At 63.0% G+C, this 22144-nt stretch carries 21 protein-coding genes; 11 read left to right on the top strand and 10 right to left on the bottom strand.

The features are described from left to right. Positions 1–57 precede the first annotated feature (57 nt). Together cobA and ACP15O_RS04045 are read left to right on the top strand one after the other, a co-directional pair. The gene (gene cobA, locus ACP15O_RS04050; RefSeq protein ID WP_425094757.1) at positions 58–909 is read left to right on the top strand and encodes a uroporphyrinogen-III C-methyltransferase; all 852 of its coding nucleotides are present in this window, start codon (positions 58–60) and stop codon (positions 907–909) included. 65 nt (positions 910–974) lie between these two features. Then, positions 975–2192, top strand: coding sequence for an MFS transporter (locus ACP15O_RS04045; RefSeq protein WP_425094756.1), 1218 nt, complete (start codon positions 975–977; stop codon positions 2190–2192). Between the two features lie 8 nt (positions 2193–2200). On the opposite strand, the gene ACP15O_RS04040 is transcribed toward ACP15O_RS04045, so the two are convergent. Genes ACP15O_RS04040 through cysS form a run of 4 tightly spaced genes read right to left on the bottom strand, consistent with a single transcriptional unit; the run spans position 2201 to position 7042 of the window. After that, positions 2201–2980 (bottom strand): squalene/phytoene synthase family protein, encoded by a 780-nt coding sequence (locus tag ACP15O_RS04040; protein ID WP_425094755.1) that lies wholly within the window; start codon positions 2978–2980, stop codon positions 2201–2203. After that, the gene (locus ACP15O_RS04035; protein WP_425094754.1) at positions 2970–3947 is read right to left on the bottom strand and encodes an alpha/beta hydrolase; all 978 of its coding nucleotides are present in this window, start codon (positions 3945–3947) and stop codon (positions 2970–2972) included. The genes ACP15O_RS04040 and ACP15O_RS04035 overlap by 11 nt, the downstream gene beginning before the upstream one ends. Before the next feature lie 18 nt (positions 3948–3965). Beyond that, positions 3966–5585 (bottom strand): citramalate synthase, encoded by a 1620-nt coding sequence (gene cimA, locus ACP15O_RS04030; protein WP_425094753.1) that lies wholly within the window; start codon positions 5583–5585, stop codon positions 3966–3968. Further along, on the bottom strand, positions 5582–7042 hold the full coding sequence (gene cysS, locus ACP15O_RS04025; protein ID WP_425094752.1) for a cysteine--tRNA ligase: 1461 nt from the start codon (positions 7040–7042) through the stop codon (positions 5582–5584). Before cysS ends, cimA begins: the two co-directional genes overlap by 4 nt. Before the next feature lie 236 nt (positions 7043–7278). On the opposite strand from cysS, the gene ACP15O_RS04020 reads away from it, so the two are divergent. Beyond that, positions 7279–8460, top strand: coding sequence for a pyridoxal phosphate-dependent aminotransferase (locus ACP15O_RS04020; protein WP_425094751.1), 1182 nt, complete (start codon positions 7279–7281; stop codon positions 8458–8460). Here the strand turns inward: ACP15O_RS04020 and ACP15O_RS04015 are convergent. Then, complete coding sequence (locus ACP15O_RS04015) at positions 8457–9452, bottom strand: DUF3179 domain-containing protein (RefSeq protein WP_425094750.1); 996 nt, start codon at positions 9450–9452, stop codon at positions 8457–8459. The two genes, ACP15O_RS04020 and ACP15O_RS04015, sit on opposite strands and share 4 nt — an antisense overlap. A gap of 206 nt (positions 9453–9658) precedes the next feature. Here ACP15O_RS04015 and ACP15O_RS04010 point away from each other — a divergent pair, with 206 nt between their 5' ends. Further along, entirely contained in the window at positions 9659–10030 is a 372-nt protein-coding gene (locus ACP15O_RS04010; RefSeq protein WP_425094749.1) for a hypothetical protein, read from the top strand. Positions 10031–10101: 71 nt separating this feature from the next. Here the strand turns inward: ACP15O_RS04010 and ACP15O_RS04005 are convergent, their stop codons facing one another. Both ACP15O_RS04005 and ACP15O_RS04000 read right to left on the bottom strand, forming a co-directional pair. After that, a complete protein-coding gene (locus ACP15O_RS04005) occupies positions 10102–10656 on the bottom strand; it encodes a peptidylprolyl isomerase (protein ID WP_425094748.1) in 555 nt (184 codons plus the stop codon). After that, positions 10649–11155, bottom strand: coding sequence for a peptidylprolyl isomerase (locus tag ACP15O_RS04000; RefSeq protein ID WP_425094747.1), 507 nt, complete (start codon positions 11153–11155; stop codon positions 10649–10651). The genes ACP15O_RS04005 and ACP15O_RS04000 overlap by 8 nt, the downstream gene beginning before the upstream one ends. 126 nt (positions 11156–11281) lie before the next feature. Between ACP15O_RS04000 and ACP15O_RS03995 the strand changes: the two genes are divergently transcribed. The 3 genes from ACP15O_RS03995 to ACP15O_RS03985 all read left to right on the top strand — a co-directional run bounded on the left by ACP15O_RS03995 (position 11282) and on the right by ACP15O_RS03985 (position 14070). Then, positions 11282–12475 carry a phosphoglycerate kinase gene (locus ACP15O_RS03995; RefSeq protein ID WP_425094746.1) on the top strand — a complete coding sequence of 398 codons (1194 nt, stop codon included), beginning with the start codon at positions 11282–11284 and terminating at the stop codon, positions 12473–12475. 134 nt (positions 12476–12609) lie between these two features. Next, positions 12610–13503, top strand: coding sequence for a fructose bisphosphate aldolase (locus ACP15O_RS03990; RefSeq protein ID WP_425094745.1), 894 nt, complete (start codon positions 12610–12612; stop codon positions 13501–13503). Between the two features lie 66 nt (positions 13504–13569). Continuing rightward, positions 13570–14070 carry a GNAT family N-acetyltransferase gene (locus ACP15O_RS03985; RefSeq protein ID WP_425094744.1) on the top strand — a complete coding sequence of 167 codons (501 nt, stop codon included), beginning with the start codon at positions 13570–13572 and terminating at the stop codon, positions 14068–14070. Here the strand turns inward: ACP15O_RS03985 and ACP15O_RS03980 are convergent. Then, positions 14067–15683, bottom strand: coding sequence for an acyl-CoA dehydrogenase family protein (locus ACP15O_RS03980; RefSeq protein WP_425094743.1), 1617 nt, complete (start codon positions 15681–15683; stop codon positions 14067–14069). The two genes, ACP15O_RS03985 and ACP15O_RS03980, sit on opposite strands and share 4 nt — an antisense overlap. A 188-nt stretch (positions 15684–15871) precedes the next feature. Between ACP15O_RS03980 and ACP15O_RS03975 the strand changes: the two genes are divergently transcribed. From ACP15O_RS03975 to ACP15O_RS03960, 4 genes are all read left to right on the top strand, one after another. Then, entirely contained in the window at positions 15872–16171 is a 300-nt protein-coding gene (locus ACP15O_RS03975) for an FtsB family cell division protein (RefSeq protein WP_425094742.1), read from the top strand. A 166-nt stretch (positions 16172–16337) separates the two neighbouring features. Further along, positions 16338–17327, top strand: coding sequence for a pyruvate dehydrogenase (acetyl-transferring) E1 component subunit alpha (gene pdhA / locus ACP15O_RS03970; RefSeq protein ID WP_425094741.1), 990 nt, complete (start codon positions 16338–16340; stop codon positions 17325–17327). A gap of 12 nt (positions 17328–17339) precedes the next feature. Next, the gene (locus ACP15O_RS03965; protein ID WP_425094740.1) at positions 17340–18731 is read left to right on the top strand and encodes a pyruvate dehydrogenase complex E1 component subunit beta; all 1392 of its coding nucleotides are present in this window, start codon (positions 17340–17342) and stop codon (positions 18729–18731) included. Between the two features lie 12 nt (positions 18732–18743). Then, positions 18744–20039, top strand: coding sequence for a pyruvate dehydrogenase complex dihydrolipoamide acetyltransferase (locus ACP15O_RS03960; protein ID WP_425094739.1), 1296 nt, complete (start codon positions 18744–18746; stop codon positions 20037–20039). A 53-nt stretch (positions 20040–20092) separates the two neighbouring features. Here ACP15O_RS03960 and cysK read toward each other — a convergent pair whose 3' ends face one another. After that, complete coding sequence (gene cysK, locus ACP15O_RS03955) at positions 20093–21160, bottom strand: cysteine synthase A (protein WP_425094738.1); 1068 nt, start codon at positions 21158–21160, stop codon at positions 20093–20095. Between the two features lie 94 nt (positions 21161–21254). Further along, the gene (gene cysE, locus ACP15O_RS03950) at positions 21255–22070 is read right to left on the bottom strand and encodes a serine O-acetyltransferase (RefSeq protein WP_425094737.1); all 816 of its coding nucleotides are present in this window, start codon (positions 22068–22070) and stop codon (positions 21255–21257) included. Positions 22071–22144: the final 74 nt, after the last annotated feature.

The raw sequence follows: 22144 nt of genomic DNA, 5'->3' as shown, positions 1-22144 counted from the left end.
CCCTACAGGCCCAAAGCCCCCCTTTTCCAGCCCCGCAATCCGGCGCATACAGGGGGCATGAGTGAATCACCTGCCCTCCCGCCCTTTGACTGGCCGCAACTGGAACCCGGATGGGTCTGGCTGTGCGGCGCCGGCCCCGGAGATCCGGGGCTGCTGACGCTGCACGCGCTGAACGCGCTGAAACAGGCCGATGTGGTGGTCTATGACGCGCTGGTGAATGACGCGATCCTGCAATGGGCCCCGCAGGCCACGCTGGAATATGCGGGCAAACGCGGGGGCAAACCCTCGGCCAAGCAGCGCGACATTTCCCTGCGTCTGGTCGAGCTGGCCAAACAGGGTAAACGCGTTTTGCGGCTGAAGGGCGGCGATCCTTTCGTCTTTGGCCGCGGCGGAGAAGAGGCCCAAACCCTGGTGCAGCACGGCATTCCCCTGCGCATCATTCCGGGCATCAGCGCGGGCATTGGCGGGCTGGCCTATGCGGGCATTCCGGTCACGCACCGGGATGTGAACCAATCGGTGGTTTTCGTCACCGGGCATGACCAGACGGGACAGGCTCCGCAGGCGGTGAACTGGGCCGCGCTGGCGCAGGGCGCGCAGGTTCTGGTGATCTATATGGGCATGAAACACGCAGGCCGGATCGCTCAGGAACTGCTGGCCGCCGGCCGCCCCCCGAACGAGCCCTGCGCCGTTGTCAGCCAGGCCACCACGTCCGATCAGAAAGTGCTGGAAACCACGCTATCCCGGCTGGAAACTGACATTGCCGCCCAGGGAATGCAGCCGCCGGCGATTCTCTGCGTTGGGCGCTCGGTTCTGTTGCGGCAGGTGCTGGACTGGCAGGGGATGATCGCGGGGCAGCCGCCTCGGGATCTGGATCCGCTGGACCGAGGCCGCCCCGCAGAACAGTCCTGAGGCGAATATTTAACACCGTAAATATCCGGCTTGCGCGGGACAGAGCAACGGGCTAGCACTCTCGCATGAGCAGTTCTGAATATATGCCCGACGATGCCCGCGCCAAGCGGAACGTGACCATTCTGGTGCTGGCCCAGGCGATCTTGGGCGCGCAGATGCCGATGATTTTCACCATCGGCGGGCTGGCCGGGCAGGCTTTGGCGACGAACCTGTGCTTTGCCACCCTGCCGATCTCGCTGATCGTGCTGGGCAGTATGCTGGCGGCGACGCCGGTGTCCTGGGTGATGCAGACATACGGGCGGCGCGTCGGGTTCATGCTGGGCACGCTGGCCGGTGCCATCGGCGGCGCAATCGGAGCCTACGGGCTGTATGTGGCCTCTTTCCCGATCTTCCTGGCGGGCAGTCTGGTGACCGGGATCTATATGTCCGCGCACGGGTTTTACCGTTTTGCCGCCGCCGACACCGCCTCTGAGGCCTTCCGCCCCAAGGCGATTTCCTATGTGATGGCCGGCGGTCTGGCGGCGGCGATCATCGGGCCTCAGCTGGTCAAGGTCACGGTGGATGCCTTCGTGATCCCCTTCATCGGCACCTATCTGGCGGTGATCGCGGTGAATGTGATCGGATCGGCCCTGTTTCTGTTCCTGGACATTCCCAAACCGCAGCCGCCCGCCGCCGATGCCCCCAGGGGCCGCACCCGGTGGGAGCTGATCACAACCCCGCGCATTCTGGTGGCGGTGATCTGTGCGATGGTCAGCTATGCGCTGATGAATCTGGTGATGACCTCGACGCCGCTGGCCGTCGTGGGCTGCGGATTCGAGGCAGGCACGGCCGCCGATGTGGTGTCCGCCCATGTGCTGGCCATGTATGTGCCCAGCTTTTTCACCGGCCACCTGATCGCCCGGTTCGGGATTGAGAAAATCGTGGCCACTGGCCTGGCCATTCTGGCCGGCGCGGGCGCTGTGGCGCTGCAAGGCGTTGAACTTGAAAACTTTTTCATCGCGCTGATCCTGCTGGGCGTGGGCTGGAACTTTGGCTTTATCGGCGCCACCACGATGCTGGCCGGCGCCCATGAGCCGCACGAGCGCGGCCGGATGCAGGGGCTGAACGATCTGCTGGTCTTTGGCGGGGTGACGGTGGCGTCGCTGGCCTCGGGCGGGTTGATGAATTGCTCGGGCGGGTCGGCGCAAGTGGGGTGGACCTCGGTGAACCTGGCGATGGCACCCTTCCTGATGCTGGCGGGTGGCGCGCTGATCTGGCTGTTCCTGCGTCCGTCCGAGGACTGATCCGCGCCCTACCAGCGCCCCGTCAGGGCGCGCAGCATCAAGCCCGCATTCTCGGCAAAGCCCGATCCGGCCAGCGCCCCGGCGGCCACACGTCCGGGCTGAGCTGCGGCGCGTTTCAGAATGGCTTCGGCCTTCCACCCCAGCAGCATCGCCGGAGCCGCCGCACGCCCCACCTGCCCCCGCGCGGCCCGCGCCCGTTTCAGCCGCGCCAGCCCATCCTGCGCCAGCGCCTGCACAGCCTCGGGGCGGCCATCCAGAAGGGGCACGCGCTTGGCCTTCTCTAGGGCAGGCACGGCCACCAGATAATTGGCCAGCCCGGCGGCATATCCCATGTCCAGAACGGCTTGTTCGTCCACATCCCCCAGGGCCCGCGCGGCGGCCAGCATCAAATGCGCTGAGCTGGCGGTGATATAGCGTTCAAAATGCGCGGCATCCTCGAACGGGTCGCGGTAGATGTCCCAGCTGCGGACCTCGGCCAGTTCCAGCATCAGCTGCGCGCCGCGCGCGTCCAGCACCCGCGCCAGGGGCGAGACCACCTCGTGCCGGCGAACATTGCCCCCGGCGGCGATTTGCTCGAACGCGTCCTTCCACCATTGCAGGCGCATTTCCGCGATCAGATGTTCCTGCGTCACCCAAGGGGCGCGCGAGACTTCGACATTCGCCGCGAAAATCGGGAACAGCACCAGCCGCGCAGGCACCGGGGCAGCCATGGCCACGCGAAACCTGTCAGGATCGGCGCGCTGCACCAGTTCGGCGCAGGCGATCATGTCGGGGTCATCAAAACTCACGCAGGAATCCTTGAATTTCGGTCAGGGTTTGCGGATCGTCCACCACATCCAGATGGGTCACCCCCGCGATCAAGGCATAGCGCCCCTGATCGGTATGGGCCGACATCAAAGGCTGGTACCCTTCGGCAACAAAGGCCTCGTCCCGGTCCCCCACCGCCAGCAGGAACGGCGGCAAAGCCTCAATATCCGCCGTATAGTCATTGCGTGGCGCATAAGACGTGTTCAGCCGATAGGAATAGGCCGTTGTCGCCGTATGCCCCAGCGGGCCGTCCAACACGGTTTGCGGCATGGCAAACTGGATCACGGTCAGATGGTTCAGCGCGCGGATTTTCACCGCATTCAGCATCGACAGACCGATCAGCCGCCGCGTCAGCGGGTGCGCCCAGCCACCGGAATTGGCGCGCGTCGTGGGGGCGTTGTATTTCAGGAAAGGCGCCAGCAGAACCGCCCCATCCAGCGCGCCGCCATGCGGGCCGCCCGCCATCCGCACCACCAGCCCCCCGCCCGAGCTGTGCCCCAGCGCGATCACCTTCTGCCCCGGTTTGCGATAGGCGGCGATCAGGTCGGCCAGATCGTCCTCGAACTGGCCGATATAGTCCACATCGCCCCGCCGCCCCGGCTGAGCACCATGACCGCGCAGATCGGGCACCAGCACCTCGGCCTGATCCGCCAGATCGCGCGCCAGGCTGTCAAACTGCGCGCCCTGCCAGCCCGAGCCATGCACCATCACCAACAGCGGCGCATCCTTGGGCCCCTCCAGATGGCGCACCTGCAAGGCAAACCCATCGCGCATCTGCACCGGCACCACGGGCAGCGGATCGTCCAGCCCGCGCGCCAGTTGTTTGCTGAAATCCAACCCGCCCGCGCCATCCACCGTGCCCGGCCCCTGCGAGGCGATCAGCCCCAGCGCAATCGCCCCCGGCACAACCGCAAACATGGCCAACGAAAATGCAACCTTACCAATCATTACCAATTTTCCTGTTCGCTAGTCTGCGCCCATCTCGCGCAGAAGTTTCCAATTTATTGCATCTAAAAGAGCGTCAAAAGACGCATCGACTATGTTCGGGGACACGCCCACAGTGGACCAGCGCCGCCCCTGCCCGTCTTCGCTGTCGATGATCACGCGGGTGACGGCCTCGGTGCCGCCTTGGGTAATCCGCACCTTGAAATCCACCAGATGCATGTCGCGGATCACGTCCGAATAGCGCCCCAGATCCTTGGCCAGCGCCTTGGACAGAGCATTCACCGGCCCCCGATCCGCGCCGTTTTCATCCATGGATTCGGACACGGACAGCTTCTTCTCGCCATCCACTTTCAGCACCACGACGGCCTCGGACAGGCTGACCATCTTGTTGTACTTGTTCTTGCGCCGCTCAACCGTGACTTTGTAACGCTTCACCTCAAAGAACTGCGGCAATTGCCCCAGTTCGGCCCGCGCCAGCAGCTCGAAACTGGCCTGAGCGCTGTCATAGGTATAGCCCATCGCCTCGCGCGTTTTGATCACATCCAGAATCCGCGCCAAAGCCGGATCGCCTGCCGCAACCTGCAACCCGGCCTCGGACAGACGTTTGCGCAGGTTGGACTGGCCCGCCTGATTGGACATCGGAATGATGCGCGCATTGCCCACCACCGCCGGATCAATATGTTCATAGGTCGCCGGATCCTTGAGGATCGCGCTGGCATGCAGCCCCGCCTTATGCGCAAAGGCGCTGGCCCCCACATAAGGCGCCTGCCGGAACGGCACCCGGTTCAGAATATCGTCCAGCTTGCGGCTGGCCTTCAGCAGCCCGGTCAGGGCGTCATGGCTGACGCGTGTTTCATAGGCGCTGGCATAAGGCTCCTTCAACAGCAAAGTCGGGATCAGCGTGGTCAGGTTGGCATTGCCGCAGCGCTCGCCCAGCCCGTTCAGCGTGCCCTGAACCTGCCGCGCCCCCGCATCAATCGCCGCCAGCGACCCGGCCACCGCGTTTTCCGTGTCATTATGCGTGTGAATGCCCAGATGATCGCCCGGAATCCCCGCCGCAATCACCGCCCTGGTGATGTCATGGATTTCCTGCGGCATGGTCCCGCCATTGGTATCGCACAGCACCACCCAGCGCGCGCCCGCGTCATAGGCCGCCCTGACCGCCTCCAGCGCATAGCCCGGATTGGCCTTGTAGCCGTCAAAGAAATGCTCGGCATCGAACAAGGCCTCGCGCCCCTGCGCCACCATATATTCCACGGATCGCGCGATATTCTCGGTATTTTCAGCCAGAGAAATCCCCAAAGCCGTTTCCACATGGAAATCATGGGTCTTGCCCACCAGACACACCGCCGGCGTGCCCGCATTCATCACCGCCGCCAGCACATCGTCATTCTCAGCCGAGCGCCCGGCCCGCTTGGTCATCCCAAAAGCGGTAAACACCGCGCCCATCTGCGGTTTGGTCTCAAAAAACTCTGAATCCGTCGGGTTCGCCCCCGGCCAGCCGCCTTCGATGTAATCCACACCCAAACTGTCCAGAACCGCCGCAATCTCCTGCTTTTCCGCAGTCGAGAACTGCACCCCCTGCGTCTGCTGCCCATCGCGCAACGTGGTGTCATAGATATAAAGCCGTTCGCGCATCACAGCCCCTCCAGCTTCGAGCCATCGAACCCCGCGCCAGGGATCAGCTCCACCCCCTCCTTGGACATCTTCACCTCCAGCCCGGCCGCCACCAAAGCCCCGCGCAAAGCATCCACTCCGGAAAAATCCTTGCTCTGCATCGCCTCGGCCCGCAACGCCTGCAGCCTTTGTGCAAACTCTGCAAGTTTTTCTACCGGCAGATTATGGTCATCACCCCGCGTACGCACGCTCAGACCGGACACAATTTCATTGTCCGTGGACCGTACTTCAACACCAAAAAAGTGCTCAACAATCTCCTCCGGATTAAACCCCAGCAACGCCAAAGCCCCGCGCAGCTTCGCCTCTTCTTTGCTCTTCAAATACTTATTCACCAAGGTCAAAGCCAGCGAAGTGTTCAGATCATTGGCCAAAGCCTCGACAAGCTCCCCCGGCACCACCGCCGCGCCGAACCACGGCTTGCTCAAAGGATCTTGGCCAAGCAAAGCGGCAATCCTACGCAGCACCTTCTCGGCCTCGATCCGCTTCTTCTCGGTCCAGTCCATCGGCTTGCGGTAATGGGTGGACAGGAACACATAGCGGATCACCGCGCCCGGCACGCCCTGATCCAGCAGATCGCGCACGGTGAAAAAGTTGCCCAGGGATTTGGACATCTTCTTGCCCTCGACCTGCAACATCTCATTGTGCATCCAGACATTGGCAAAGCCGCCCTCGGGATGGGCGCAGCACGACTGTGCCACTTCGTTTTCGTGATGCGGGAACATCAGGTCATTGCCGCCGCCGTGGATGTCGAAACTGGCCCCCAGCAGCTCATAAGACATGGCCGAGCATTCGATATGCCAACCCGGACGCCCGCGCCCCCAGGGGCTGTCCCACCCCGGCAAATCGTCCGAGGACGGCTTCCACAGCACGAAATCCATCGGGTCTTCTTTGTAGGGGGCCACCTCGACCCGCGCGCCGGCGATCATGTCATCCACGGACCGCCCCGACAAAGCGCCATAGTCCTTATAGGCGCGCACCCGGAACAGCACATGCCCGTCACTGGCATAGGCGAACCCGTCCGCGATCAGCGTTTCGATCATCGCGATCATCTGCGGAATATATTGCGTCGCGCGCGGCATTTCCGTGGGGTCCAGCGCCCCCACGGCGCGCATGTCCTCCAGATACCATTGGGTGGTCTCGGCGGTGATTTCCCCGATCGAGCGCCCGCTTTCGGCCGCGCGCGCGTTGATCTTATCGTCCACATCGGTGAAATTGCGCACATAGGTGACGTGATCGGGCCCATAGACATGGCGCAGCAGCCGGAACAGCGTGTCGAACACAATCACGGGACGCGCATTGCCGATATGAGCGCGGTCATAGACCGTGGGCCCACAGACATACATCCGCACATTGTTGGGGTCGATGGGGGTGAAAACCTCTTTGCGGCGGGTTTTCGAGTTGTGCAGCTTGATCGTCGTCATTGGTGTCCTCATTGCAGGCAGACGCACCCTGGCTCTGGGCGGGCTTAGCAACTTCGACACTGATTTGGAATAGAAGAACGGCCCGCTGAAGATGTCAGCAGATAATGCAGCAGGAAATGCAGATGGTCCGTTTCATGAAACCCTTCATAGCCGATGATGCACGGCGTCACAATCCGTGAATTGACTTTTGATCATATCGCTTGCTCCATATGCGTTCACAGCAACAGGAGAGCGCAATGAAACTGTCGGATCGGATCATGGGCATCAATGCGGCCGGCTCGGACGGGTGGGAACTGTTCCTGCGCGCCCGTCAGATGATCGCCGAGGGCCAAACCGTGACCGAGCTGACCATCGGCGAGCACGACATCCGCACCGATCCGCGCATTCTTGAGGCCATGCACCAGGCGGCTGTCGCAGGCGCGACAGGCTATGCCATGATCCCCGGCATCCCGGCGCTGCGCCAGGCCGTCGCGACGCGTGTTCAGGCGCAATCGGGCGTGCCCACGGGGCCAGAGAACGTGCTGATCACGGCGGGCGGTCAGGCGGCGCTGTTCGCGGCCCATCACGCGGTTTGCGATCCGGGGGACAAGGCGCTGTTCATTGATCCCCATTACGCCACCTATCCGGGCACCGTGCGAGCCAATGGCGCGATCCCCGTGGCTGTCCCGGCCCATGCGCAGGCCGGGTTTCAGCCCGATCCGGCGGACATTGCCGCACGGGCGGACGGGGCGCGCAGCCTGCTGATCAACTCGCCCAATAACCCCACCGGCGTGATCTATTCGCGCGCCACGCTGCAAGGCATCGCCGATCTGATGCAAGAGCGCGACATGTGGCTGATCTCGGACGAGGTATACGACACCCAGCTGTGGGACGGCACCCACCTGTCCCCCCGCGCCCTGCCCGGCATGGCCGAGCGCACGCTGGTCATTGGCTCGATGTCCAAATCCCACGCCATGACCGGCAGCCGCCTGGGCTGGATCGTCGGCCCGGCCCAGGCGATCACCCACCTGACCAACCTAGCCACCAACACCAATTACGGCGTGCCCGGCTATATCCAGCAGGCCGCGCTGTTCGCGCTGTCCCTGGGGCCGGAGTTCGAAGCGCAGATCGCTGCGCCCTTTGCCCGCCGCCGCGCCATTGCGCTGGACATTCTGGCCGGGCAGAACGTGGTGCGCGCCGTGCCGCCTCAGGGGGCGATGTACATGATGCTGGACCTGCGCGCGACCGGCCTGGATGGCGAAAGCTTTGCCAACCGCCTGCTGGATGAAAAAGGCATCGCCGTCATGCCCGGCGGCAGTTTCGGACAGGCCGCCGCGGGGTTCATTCGCGTCGCCATGACCATTCCGGACGCTGAATTCGCCCAGGCCTTTGCCGCATTGGTTGACTTTGCCGGGCAGCAGGCCAGCCAGGCCGCCTAGTCGCCCAGCATCCAGCGCCCCTGCGGCCAGAACGCGTGATAGGCAAAGGCGAACATCACGTCATGCACCATATCCGCGCCCGCCCCGGACAGCACCCGGATCGAGCCCACATCGCGCCCGCCTTCTACGCTGCCGGCCTCGAGCGCCGAGGCCTGTCCGGCGCGCCAGATCAGGGTAATCCCCGCCTCGGTCAACTGCCCGGCCTGACGCAGGCGTTCCAGCGGCCAGGCGCGATCGCCCACGCGCACCACCCGCGCCAGAGGGGCAATCCCATGCGGCGGGGGGGCTCCGTTATACAGAAACGGGCGTTTCGACAGATCATAGGCGCGGTAAGGGTTCTGCCCATAGGGGCGCGCGTGGGCGGGCTGCTCCATCACCACACCGTCCGGAAAGTCTGCGCGAAACTGCGCCCAGCCCAGCATACGAGACGGCAGAACCGTCAGCTCAACCCCGGTCAGATCCCCCACGATCCCGGTGCCGATGGCCTGCTGCCACCAGCTGTGGGTCTGCCGGTCATACATCACCATATCCGAATTGCGCAGCTTGCCCGAGACGCCGAATTCCAGCACCAGCCCCTGCGCCCGCCGGTCGAACACCAAAGCCGAGTTGCACAGCGGACAATAGGTTACCGCGACAGGCAGATCGCCCAGCCGGTCATTCACGATCTCATGCCACATCAGATAGCGCAGCGGATAGGCGCGCGCCGGGTGCCCCTTGAGATGCAGAGCGATCACGGCCTCGGTCGGGCCCAGCCGGGTTTCCCCAGAGCCCGCGCGAAATTCAGGTGCGCCAAGCGCGGGGATGCCGTCCTTGCCCGGCCCGCCGGATCGGATTTCGGACCAGTTTTCAATCGTGGTTTGGGTGAAATTCGTGTCGGGCCATTCATATGTCCAGAATTCAGGGCCAGCCTGCGCCCCCGTCGTCAGAGCGCCAGTCGCCAGCCCCCCCGTAGCCAGCGCCAGCGCGATTGCGGCAGCAAGCTTTTTCAACATATCGCAGACCTCCCGTCTGGCAGACTGCGCCATCTGCACCGGCGGGCAAAGCCCCCCCTGTTCACATCCGCGTCATCCCCTCGCGGCCGAAAACATCCCCGCAGGCCAGGCGCCTTGTTCCGGCAGGCGCGGTTTATTTTAGGAAAGCCAGCGGAATTATGCTATTCTTGGGGCCGTTCACGCTTATATTTAAGGATGGATAGTTTATGAAAAATCTCACACGAATGCTCTGCGCGGTAAGCGCCGCAATTGCCATGGCCGCGCCGGTGGCGGCCTCGGACCTGAAAAAACTACGCAAAGAAGACGAGTTCAGATCCCTGGTGGTTGGCCACAAATACTATGATGACGCTGGCAATTGGCACATTGTGAACGCGGATGGCACGCTCAGCGGGAGCTATAACAAGAAAAAACTGGTGGGCGCCTGGAACTGGCAGGGGCGGTATTATTGCCGCAACATCGTCCTGGGCCAGAAAAAGCTGCCCATGGATTGCCAGGTTGTCTATGCCAGCCAAACCCAGACCCAATACCACCGAAACAAGGGCAAGGGCGACAAAAGCAAGCTCCACACCCGCAGATAGCCCCTGATAAGACGCAAAAGGCCCGAAGCGCGCTTCGGGCCTTTCTGTGTGACTGTCTGCGGCGGCGCGCCTCAGGAACTAGGGATCACCGTTACCTTGGTCATCACGTCCGGCTGGCCGACAACGGTGCCGTTCCGGCCCTTGCCGCGTTTGATCTGATCGACGATCTCCATGCCTTCGGTCACCTCGCCGATCACGGTATATTGCCCGTTCAGGAAATGCCCCGGCGCAAACATGATGAAGAATTGCGAATTGGCCGAGTCCGGATCATTGGACCGCGCCATGCCGACGATGCCGCGTTCATAGGGTACGTCCGAGAATTCGGCCTTCAGGTTCGGCCGGTCCGAGCCGCCCATCCCCGCCCGGCGCATATCCGCGCCGATCTTGCCGAATTTCACATCGCCCGTCTGGGCCATGAAGCCCTCGATCACGCGGTGAAAGACCACGCCGTCATAGGCGCCTGCCTCGGCCAGCGCGGTGATCTGTTCCACATGGCCCGGCGCCACGTCCTCGTACAGGTCGATGGTGACGGTGCCATTGGCGCCCTCGCCTTCGATCTGAATGTTTAGGCCGGTTGCCGCGGCCGGGCTGGCCAGCATGGCCAGAACGCATGCGAGCTTACGCATCGGCAGCCACCTTGACGCTGATCATGCGGTCGGGGCTTGCAGGGGGCTCGCCGCGGGTGATGGCGTCAACGTGTTCCATGCCCTCGATGACCTGGCCGTACACGGTGTACTGACCGTTCAGGAAGTCATTGTCCTTGAAGTTGATGAAGAACTGCGAGTTGGCCGAGTTCGGGTTCATCGAGCGCGCCGCACCCAGGCTGCCACGCGCATGGGGGATTTTGGAAAACTCGGCCGGCACGTCCGGCAGGTCCGAGCCGCCAGTGCCCGCGCGCGACAGGTTGAACCCGTCTTCCATGTCGCCATGCTGTACGTCGCCGGTTTGCGCCATGAACCCGTCGATGACGCGGTGGAAGGCCACGTTGTCATATTGACCCGAGCGCGCCAGCTCTTTCATGCGCTCCACATGTTTGGGGGCCACGTCGGGCAGCAGCTGGATGACGACAGTGCCGCCCTTGAGTTCCATCAGGATGGTGTTTTCGGGGTCTTTGATCTCGGCCATTGGGGGCTCCTTGGTATGATGTTGGTCTTTACCTAAGACGCATGGGCGCGCTTGCCAAGCCAGAGGTTGACCCCAAGGCGGGATCGGGCCAAGAGAGGGCAAAATTTTATCTCAGAGGACACCGCGATGGGTTGGAAAACTTTGGACCAAATAGATTTGAACGGCAAACGCGTGCTGGTGCGGGTGGATATTAACGTCCCCGTCGCCAACGGAGAGGTGACAGACGCCACCCGGATCGAACGTATCGTGCCCACCGTAAATGACATTCTGGCCGCAGGCGGCCGGCCCATTCTGGTGGCGCATTTCGGCCGCCCCAAGGGCAAAGTCGTGCTGGACATGTCGCTGCGCGTCACCCTGAAGGCGCTGGAGAAAGCCCTGGCGCATAAGGTGGTGTTCGTCGAAACCCTGGAGGCCGCCGAGTTGCACACCGATGAAGAGCGCAAGGCCGAGGTGGTGCTGCTGGAAAACATCCGTTTCTACCCCGGCGAAGAGCAGAACGATCCCGAATTTGCCGCCCGTCTGGCCAAACTGGGCGATGTCTACTGCAACGATGCCTTTTCCGCCGCGCACCGGGCCCATGCCTCGACCGAGGGCGTCGCGCGGCTGCTGCCGTCCTGCGCGGGCCGTCTGATGCAAGCCGAGCTGGAGGCGCTGGAAAGCGCGCTGGGACAGCCCGTGCGCCCGGTGGTGGCCGTTGTGGGCGGGGCCAAGGTTTCCACCAAGCTGGAACTGCTGGGCAATCTGGTGGCCAAGGTCGATCACCTGGTCATCGGCGGCGGCATGGCCAACACCTTTCTGGCGGCTCAGGGCATCAATGTGGGCAAATCCCTGGCCGAGCACGACATGACCGACACTGCCCTGTCCATCCTGAGCAAGGCCAGGGACGCGGGCTGCGACATCGTGCTGCCCTCGGATGTGGTGGTGGCCGCGGAATTCAAGGCCAATGCCGACAATTGCACCGTGCCCGCCGATGCCTGCCCCGCCGATAAGATGATCCTGGATGCCGGCCCCGCCAGCGTTGAACGGATCGGCTCTGTGCTGGGCAATGCCAAGACGCTGATCTGGAACGGCCCGCTGGGCGCCTTTGAAATCGAGCCCTTCAACATGGCCACCAACGCCGCCGCGAAAAAGGCCGCCGAACTGAGCAAAGCCGGCGCGCTGACCTCGGTTGCGGGGGGCGGCGACACGGTGGCGGCACTGAATCAGGCCAGCGCTGCGGGGGATTTCACCTATATCTCAACCGCTGGCGGCGCCTTTCTGGAATGGATGGAGGGCAAGGTTCTGCCCGGTGTTGCGGCACTCGAAGCCTCGGCGGCCTGATTCCGCCAATCCCCACGCCTGTTAGCGCGACCACAATTGCACCCTCGGGGCGTCTGACCTAGTGTCGCGGCGAAATCCGGGGGTGTGCCTTGTGTGTCCCCGTCATAGTTACTGACATTTAAACGGAAATGAACATGTCCAACGAACAGCAAATCCAGCAGATCACCAGCGGCAACGGTTTTATTGCAGCCCTGGATCAAAGCGGTGGCTCGACCCCGAAGGCGCTGAAACTTTACGGCGTCGCAGAAGACGCCTACGGCAATGACGAGGAAATGTTCGGCCTGATCCACGACATGCGCGCCCGTATCGTCAACTCGCCCGCGTTCACCGGCCAGCAGATCATCGGCGCGATCCTGTTCGAACGCACCATGGACAGCGACATCGGCGGCAAGCCCTCGGCCACCTACCTGTGGGAAGAACGCCACGTCGTGCCCTTCCTGAAGGTCGATAAGGGCCTGGCCGACGAAGCCGATGGCGTCTGCGTGATGAAGGACATGCCCGATCTGGACGCGCTGCTGGAAAAAGCCGTGTCCAAGGGCATTTTCGGCACCAAGATGCGCTCGGTCATCAACGCGGCCACGCCTTCGGGCATCGCCAAGGTGGTGGATCAGCAATTCGCCATCGGCAAGCAGATCCTGAGCCACGGCCTGGTTCCGATCATCGAGCCCGAGGTCACCATCACCATCGCCGACAAGGCCGAGGCCGAAGCCATCCTGCTGGCCGAGATCCGCAAACAGCTGGACGCCCTGCCAGACGATCAGCAGGTCATGCTGAAACTGACCCTGCCGGAAACCGAAAACACCTATAAGCCGCTGGTCGATCACCCCCGCGTGATGCGCGTTGTCGCCCTGTCCGGCGGCTATGCCCGCGACGAGGCCAATGACCGCCTGTCGAAGAACACCGGCATCATCGCCAGCTTCTCGCGTGCGCTGACCGAGGGGCTGTCGGCCCAGCAGGCAGATGCCGATTTCGACAAGGTTCTGGCCGGCACCGTGGACAGCATCTACAAGGCTTCGGTCGCGGGCTAAGCCTGGCTTGACAGTTTTGCCAAAGGGCGGTTCCGTGTGGGGCCGCCCTTTTTGCATGAGGTTCCGATGATCCGCTCCGCCACGCCCGCCGATGCCCCTGCGATTGCCGCGATTTACAATCACGCGGTCACGCACACGACGGCGATCTGGAATGACGCCACCGTGGACAGCGCCAATCGCACCGCCTGGATACAGGCGCGCCAAAACGCCGGGATGCCGGTGCTGGTGTGGGATCGTGGCGGCGTGTGTGGCTATGCCTCTTACGGGCCCTGGCGCGCCTTTGACGGCTACCGCCTGACGGTCGAGCATTCCGTCTACGTGGCCCCCCAGGCGCAGGGCGGCGGGATCGGCCGCGCCTTGATGCAGGCGCTGATCGCCCGCGCCCGTGCGGACGGGCTGCATGTGATGGTCGCCGGGATCGAGGCGCAGAATACCGCCTCGATCGCGCTGCATGAACGGCTGGGATTTGCGCAAACCGGCATCATGCCCCAGGTCGGTCAGAAATTCGGGCGCTGGCTGGATCTGGCCTTCTTGCAACTGGTGCTGGACGACCGCGCAACCCCTTAGATTCGCTGAATAATCGCGGCGCAGTCGATTCCGGAAACGGCCCCCGCCGTGGCCCCCCGCTGCCCCGCGATCCGGGTCGTGATATAGCCATCGGCCACCGCATTGGGCGCGGTCTCCAGCAGCATCGAGGCGGCCAGCAGCGTGGCCAGGCTTTCGGTGAACCAGCGCGCCTGCGCTTCGGGCGGCACACCGGGCCAGCGTTCGGAATGGGCCTTCAGGGCCGCATCGAAGCGCGCATCCTGCCCCACAACGCGCTGTAAACGGGCGTATAATGCCTCGGCCGCGTCAGGCGCGCGCGCCAGGGTCCGCAGAATATCCAGGCAGATCACATTGCCCGAGCCTTCCCAGATCGAATTCAGCGGTGCCTCGCGATAGAGCATCGGCATCGGGGTTTCCTCGATATAGCCCATGCCGCCCAGGCACTCCATCGCCTCATAGATCACGCCCGGCGCGCGTTTGTTGGACAGGTATTTGGCCAGCGCCACGGCGATCCGGGCAAAAGCGCGATCCGCATCCGTCTGCCCATCGAAGGCCCGCGCGCAGCCCATCGCCAGCGCCAGCGCGGCCTCTTGATCCAGCGCCAGATCGGCCATCACCGACTGCATGAGCGGCTGATCAATCAGGCGCCGCTGGAACGCGCTGCGCCCCTCGACCCACCATTTTGCCTCGCTCAGGGCGGCGCGCATCAGGCCGGCGGGGGCAACGGCCGTGTCCAGCCGCGTGTGATGCACCATTTCAATGATGGTTTTGACCCCCTGACCTTTGTCCCCCAGCCGGTAGGCCAGCGCATAGTCATACTCGATCTCGGACGAGGCATTCGCCCGGTTCCCCAGCTTTTCCTTCAACCGCTGCAAATGCATCGTGTTGCGGGTGCCGTCCTCCAGCCAGCGCGGCACGACGAAACAGGTCAGCCCTTCGGGGGCCTGCGCCAGGGTCAGAAACCCATCGCACATCGGCGCCGAGCAGAACCATTTATGCCCGATCAGCCGGTACTGCTCACCATCGCGCACCGCGCGGGTGGTGTTGGCCCGCACGTCCGAGCCCCCCTGCTTTTCCGTCATCGCCATGCCCATGGTCGCGCCCCCCTTCTGCGAGAGCGGCTTCACCCCCGGATCATAGCTGCGCGCGGTCAGTTTCGGGGCCCATTGCGCGGCCAGATCGGGGCAGTGCCGCAAGGCCGGAACCGCCGCATAAGTCATTGTCAGAGGACAGGAAATTCCCGGCTCTAGCTGCGCCATGAAATAGGTCATCGCGGCATGAGTCGCATGACCGCCGGCGCGCCCTTCCCAGGCGGTGGCGGTGAAACCCTGCGCGATGGCGGTCTCCATGATCGTGTGGTATCCGGGATGAAACCGCACCTCATCCAGACGTCGCCCGGAGCGATCGAACAGCAACAGACGCGGAGGATCGCGGCGCGCATCCTCGGCCGCTTGCAGCATGTCGGCGGTCCCGTAGGCCGCGCCGCTCTGCGCCAGCACATCCGTCTCGGCCCCGGCCTGGGCGGCCTGTTCGCGCAGCGGCAGATCCTCGGCCCAGAAATCACGCGCGGCGCGCGGCTGCGGCTGGTTCAGAACTTCATGCGTGTGTAGCGTACTGTGTCCCGTGGCACTCATCCCGGCCTCCTCCTCCGAAAGTTACGCGCAGCATGGCCATGCCCCCCGATCCGATCCAGACTGACGCTGCGTTGCGGGCAAAATGACGCCGCGCCAAAGTGAAATTTCGTTTTGGGGATTCACAAAACGAATCACATGTGGCATGGTTGAAAGACCGCCCGTAAGAGGCGGAAAAAGAGGCAAAAATCATGGCACGTCGCAGAAAACCGGCCCTGGGGGCCTGGGTTTATTTCACACTGGCATTCCTGACCGGACTGTATTTCACCTTTGCCGCCGTGCAGGGAGGCTATGGTGTGTTTCGCCGTGCCGAGATCGTGGCCGAAACTCAGGGGCTGGAAAAAGAGCTGGCCGGCCTGACCGCGCAGGTCACCCGCATGGAAAATCTGACCCTGCGCCTGTCCGATGACTATCTGGATCTGGACCTGCTGGACGAGCAGGCGCGCAACGTGCTGGGAATGCTGCGCAGCGACGAGCTGGTCATCCGCTGATTTCCTTTCATTTTCGGCCTGAAACCCTGGGCAGCCTCCTGCGTGAAATTCTGCATGAAATTCGCGCGGAGCTCTTTGCGCATCAATTTATACTCGCCTCGGGTGGAAAACTTCTGTATAGATAGTTTAACGCTAAACTATTCCTTTTTCCGGGAGGGGAAGCCGCATGGCCGCCAGAAAAACTCAAAGTAAATCAAACATTTCCGCAGACGAGCTAAAGCAGTTCTATCGCGACATGCTGCTGATCCGCCGATTCGAAGAAAAAGCAGGCCAATTGTATGGCATGGGTCTGATCGGCGGGTTCTGCCACCTTTATATCGGCCAGGAGGCCGTTGTCGTCGGGCTGGAATCCGCCGCCGAGGAAGGCGACAAACGCATCACATCCTATCGCGATCACGGCCACATGCTGGCCTGCGGCATGGACCCTGACGGCGTGATGGCCGAGCTGACCGGGCGCGAGGGCGGCTACTCCAAGGGCAAGGGCGGCTCGATGCACATGTTCAGCAAAGAGAAGCATTTCTACGGCGGCCACGGCATCGTCGGCGCACAGGTGCCGCTGGGTGCCGGGCTGGCTTTTGCGGATAAATATAACGAAAACGGCCGCGTGACCTTTGCCTATTTCGGCGATGGGGCCGCCAACCAGGGCCAGGTCTATGAGACGTTCAACATGGCCGCCCTGTGGGATCTGCCGGTGATTTTTGTCATTGAAAACAACCAGTACGCCATGGGAACAGCGCAGGCCCGATCGACCTCGACGCCCGAGCTTTACACCCGCGGCGCCGCCTTCGGCATCCCCGGAGAGGCCGTCGATGGCATGGACGTTCTGGCCGTCAAAGCCGCCAGCGAAAAGGCCGTCGCCCACTGCCGCGCCGGCAAAGGCCCCTATATCCTCGAGGTGAAAACCTACCGCTACCGGGGCCACTCGATGTCGGATCCGGCGAAATACCGCACCCGTGACGAGGTGCAGAAAATGCGCGAGGAACGCGACGCCATCGAACATGTGCGTGACCTGCTGCTGACCGGCAAACACGCCACCGAAGATGACCTGAAGGCCATCGACAAAGAGATCAAGGAAATCGTCAACAAATCCGCCGATTTCGCCAAAACCAGCCCCGAACCCGCGCTCGAAGAGCTGTGGACCGACATCTACGCCTAAGGAGACAGAGACATGGCTACCGAAATTCTGATGCCCGCCCTGTCCCCCACGATGGAGGAAGGCACCCTGGCCAAATGGCTGGTCAAAGAGGGCGACACCGTACAATCGGGCGACATCCTGGCCGAGATCGAAACCGACAAGGCCACAATGGAGTTCGAAGCCGTTGATGAGGGCATCATCGGCAAGATCCTGATCGCCGAAGGCTCCGAAGGGGTGAAGGTCAACACCGCCATCGCCATCCTGGTCGAAGAGGGCGAAAGCACCGATGCCCTCCCGGCGGCAGCGCCGGAGGCCGCACCGGCCGACGCGGGCACCGAGGCGGCCCCGGCAGGGGCATCCGAGACGCCCGCCGCCCCCGCAACCGCCACCGCGCCCCAGATCAAACCCGCCGATCTGACCCCCGACTGGCCCGCAGGCACCCCGATGAAACAACAAACCGTCCGCGAGGCCCTGCGCGACGCGATGGCCGAGGAAATGACAGCCGACGAAACGGTCTATCTGATGGGCGAAGAAGTTGCCGAATATCAGGGGGCCTATAAGGTCAGCCAGGGTCTGCTGGATCAATTCGGGGCCAAACGCGTCATCGACACGCCGATCACCGAACACGGGTTTACCGGCATCGCCGTGGGCTCGGCCTTTGCCGGTCTGCGCCCGATTGTCGAATTCATGACCTTCAACTTCGCCATGCAGGCGATTGACCACATCATCAACTCGGCCGCGAAAACGCTCTATATGTCTGGCGGTCAGATGGGCTGTCCGATCGTGTTCCGCGGGGCCAACGGCGCCGCCGCCCGCGTGGGCGCGCAGCACAGCCAGGACTATGCCGCCTGGTACGCGCAGATTCCGGGCCTGAAAGTGGTGATGCCCTATTCGGCCTCGGACGCCAAGGGCCTGCTGAAAACCGCGATCCGCGACCCCAACCCGGTGGTCTTTCTGGAGAATGAAATCCTCTATGGCCGCAGCTTCGACGTGCCGGATATGGAGGATTTCACCATCCCCTTCGGCAAGGCCCGCATCTGGCGCGAGGGCTCGGATGTGACCCTGGTCAGCTTCGGGATCGGGATGCAATATGCGCTGGAAGCGGCCGACAAACTGGCCGAAGACGGCATCTCAGCCGAGGTCATCGACCTGCGCACCCTGCGCCCCATCGACTATGACACCGTGCTGAATTCTGTCATGAAAACAAATCGTTGCGTAACAATCGAGGAAGGCTTCCCCGTGGCCTCAATCGGCAATCACCTGTCGGCCACCATCATGGAACGCGCCTTTGATTACCTGGATGCCCCGGTGATCAACTGCACCGGCAAGGACGTCCCCATGCCCTACGCCGCCAACCTGGAACGCCACGCGCTGATCACCACCGACGAGGTGATCGCCGCCGTGAAACAAGTCACCTATCGGTAAGGAGAAATCGCAATGCCTACCGAAATTCTGATGCCCGCCCTGTCCCCCACGATGGAGGAAGGCACCCTGGCCAAATGGCTGGTCAAAGAGGGCGACACCGTACAATCGGGCGACCTGCTGGCCGAGATCGAAACCGACAAGGCCACCATGGAATTCGAAGCCGTGGACGAAGGCGTGATCGGCAAGATCCTGATCCCCGAAGGCTCCGAAGGGGTGAAGGTCAACACTGCCATCGCCGTCCTGCTGGACGACGGCGAAAGCGCCGATGACATCGCCGCCAGCGCGCCCGCGGCCCCTGCCGCAGCGGCGACCGAGGCGGCGCCTGTCGCCTCCGAGGCCGCCGCTCCCGCCGCCACGCCCCCTGCCCCGGCAGCCCCCGCCACCGCCGATGGCAGCCGCATTTTCGCCTCGCCCCTGGCGCGCCGGATCGCCGCTGACAAAGGCCTGGACCTGTCGCAGATCACCGGCTCGGGTCCGCGCGGCCGGATCGTCAAGGCCGATGTCGAAGCTGCCACCGCCAAACCGGCCCCTGCGGCTGCTCCGGCGGCAGCCCCCGCTGCCGCTGCCGCGCCCACCGGCCCCTCCACCGACACCGTTCTGAAAATGTACGAAGGGCGCCCCTACCAAGAGGTCAAGCTGGACGGGATGCGCAAAACCATCGCCGCCCGCCTGACCGAGGCCAAGCAGACCATCCCGCATTTCTATCTGCGCCGCGACATTCAGCTGGACGCTCTGCTGAAGTTCCGCAGCCAGTTGAACAAGCAGCTAGAGGCCCGCGGGATCAAGCTCTCGGTCAATGATTTCATCATCAAGGCCGTCGCCAACGCGCTGCAACAGGTGCCGGAATGTAACGCCGTCTGGGCCGGAGACCGGGTGCTGCAACTGAAACCTTCGGATGTGGCCGTCGCGGTCGCGATCGAGGGCGGGCTGTTTACCCCCGTCTTGCAGGACGCGGATATGAAGTCGCTCTCGGCGCTTTCGACCGAGATGAAAGACCTGGCCGCCCGTGCGCGCGACCGCAAACTGGCCCCGCATGAATACCAGGGCGGCACCTTTGCCATCTCGAATCTGGGGATGTTCGGCATCGACAATTTCGACGCCATCGTGAACCCGCCCCACGCGGGCATTCTGGCTGTTGGCTCGGGCGTGAAAAAGCCTGTCGTCGGCGCGGATGGGGAACTGACCGTGGCCACCGTCATGTCCGTCACCATGTCCGTGGATCACCGCGTGATCGACGGCGCGCTGGGGGCGAACCTGCTGCAAGCGATCGTGGACAATCTGGAAAACCCACTGACAATGCTGGCCTAAGGCTTTGTAAAAGCGTAAAAAACGCCGGGGTGCCTGCCCCGGCGTTTGTCGTGTCAGCCCATCTGATAGCCCGGAGTCGAGCGCATCAGCGCGATCTCTTCCTCGGTCATGTCGGCCTCGATCCCATCAAACAGGGGCGTTGTCAGATAGCGCTCGCCCGTGTCGGGCAGCATCGCCAGAATGGTCGCGCCTGCGGGGGCTGATTTGGCCACTTCCAGCGCGGTGGCCACGGTGGCGCCGCCCGAAATTCCGGTGAAAATCCCCTCGTCCCGCGCCAGAGCCCGCGCGGTTGCAATTGCCTCGGGTCCGGCGACGGGCAACAGTTGATCATAGCCGTTCTGATCCAGCAATTCCTGCAACACCAGCGGGATAAAATCCGGCGTCCAGCCCTGAATGGGATGCGGCGCAAAGGCCGCGTGGCTCAGCGCGGGCTCGCCCTCGTCTGTGCGGGCCTGAGCGCCGCCGCTGGCCACCATCGCGGCATTTTTCGGCTCGGTCAGGATGATTTTCGTCTGCGGGCTTTCGGCGCGCAGCACCCGGCTGACCCCGGTGATCGTACCGCCCGTCCCGAAGCCGGACACGAAATAATCCAGACCTTGGCCCTTGAAATCATTCATGATTTCACGCGCGGTGGTGTGTTCGTGAATATCGGCATTGGCCTGGGTTTCAAACTGACGAGCAAAGAACCAGCCGTTTTTCTGGGCCAGTTCCTTGGCCTTTTGATACATGCCGGTGCCTTTTTCCTCTTTGGGGGTCACGATCACCTTGGCGCCCAGAAACCGCATCAGTTTGCGCCGCTCAATGCTGAAGGTTTCCACCATGGTGATGACCAGAGGATAGCCCTTGGCCGCGCAGACCATGGCCAGGCCGATGCCGGTGTTGCCGCTGGTTGCCTCGATCACGGTTTGCCCCGGTTTGAGCGCGCCCGAGGCTTCGGCGGCCTCGATGATATTCAGCGCCAGACGATCCTTGACCGAACCGCCGGGATTGAACGCTTCGGCCTTCACATAGAGATTCACATGCGCGGGGGCCAGTTTGTTCAGGCGGATGGCGGGGGTGTCGCCGATCGTGTCCAGCACGGTGTCATACAGGCGGCCGCGGCCTTCGGTTTGACGAGTCATACGCTCCTCCGGGGAAATGAAAATGCCCGGTCAGGGTAAATCCCGCCGGGCATGTCCGCAATCTAAACGATTGGAAGGCTTTCCCTTTTTCCGCTCAGCAGTCGGAACAGCCGGTCAGGCTCTGGTCCATTGCGACGGAGGGCGTTTCGCAACCCGCTTCGCCCACCACCTTGGCCGGAACGCCCGCGACGGTGGTTTTGGGCGGCACCTCATGCAGCACCACAGAGCCCGCCGCCACACGCGAACAATGGCCGATCTTTATATTGCCCAGCACATGCGCGCCGGCGCCGATCAGCACGCCATCGCCGATTTTGGGGTGGCGGTCCTCGTCCTCTTTGCCGGTGCCGCCCAGCGTGACCGAGTGCAGCAGGCTGACGTTATCGCCCACCACGGCGGTTTCGCCGATCACGATGGAATGGGCGTGGTCGATCATGATCCCCTTACCGACACGGGCGGCAGGGTGAATATCGACGCCGAACATTTCCGAAATCCGCATCTGGAAGAAATAGGCCATGTCCTTGCGGCCATTTTCCCACAGCCAATGGGCCACGCGATAGGCCTGAATCGCCTGAAATCCCTTGAAGAACATCAGCGGTTGCAGGAACCGGTGGCAGGCTGGATCACGGTCAAAAACAGCCACGATATCGGCGCGCGCGGACAGCGCCAGCGACGGATCCGAGGCATAGGCGGTATCGCAAATCTCGCGGATCAGCTGCTCGGACATCTCGCCCGAGGCCAGTTTCAAAGAGATACGATACGCCAGCGCATTCTCGATCGAGGCATGGTGCAGGATGCTGGAATGCAGCAGCCCGCCCAGAAGCGGCTCGTCGTCCAGGGCCTGCTCGGCCTCTTGGGTGATCCGGTGCCAGACGGGATCAAGCTCGGCCAGCTTTGCGCGTTTTTCAAACATGACATCGGTCCTTTGATGGTCCTGCGGTCCTTGGGACTATAGCAGATAGGGCCGAATGGGAAAATGCAAAGCTT

It is taken from the genome of Youngimonas ophiurae (nom. illeg.) (genome assembly GCF_049803795.1).
Taxonomy (GTDB): Bacteria; Pseudomonadota; Alphaproteobacteria; order Rhodobacterales; family Rhodobacteraceae; genus Thalassobius.
This window is presented reverse-complemented; position numbering and strand designations above follow the sequence as displayed.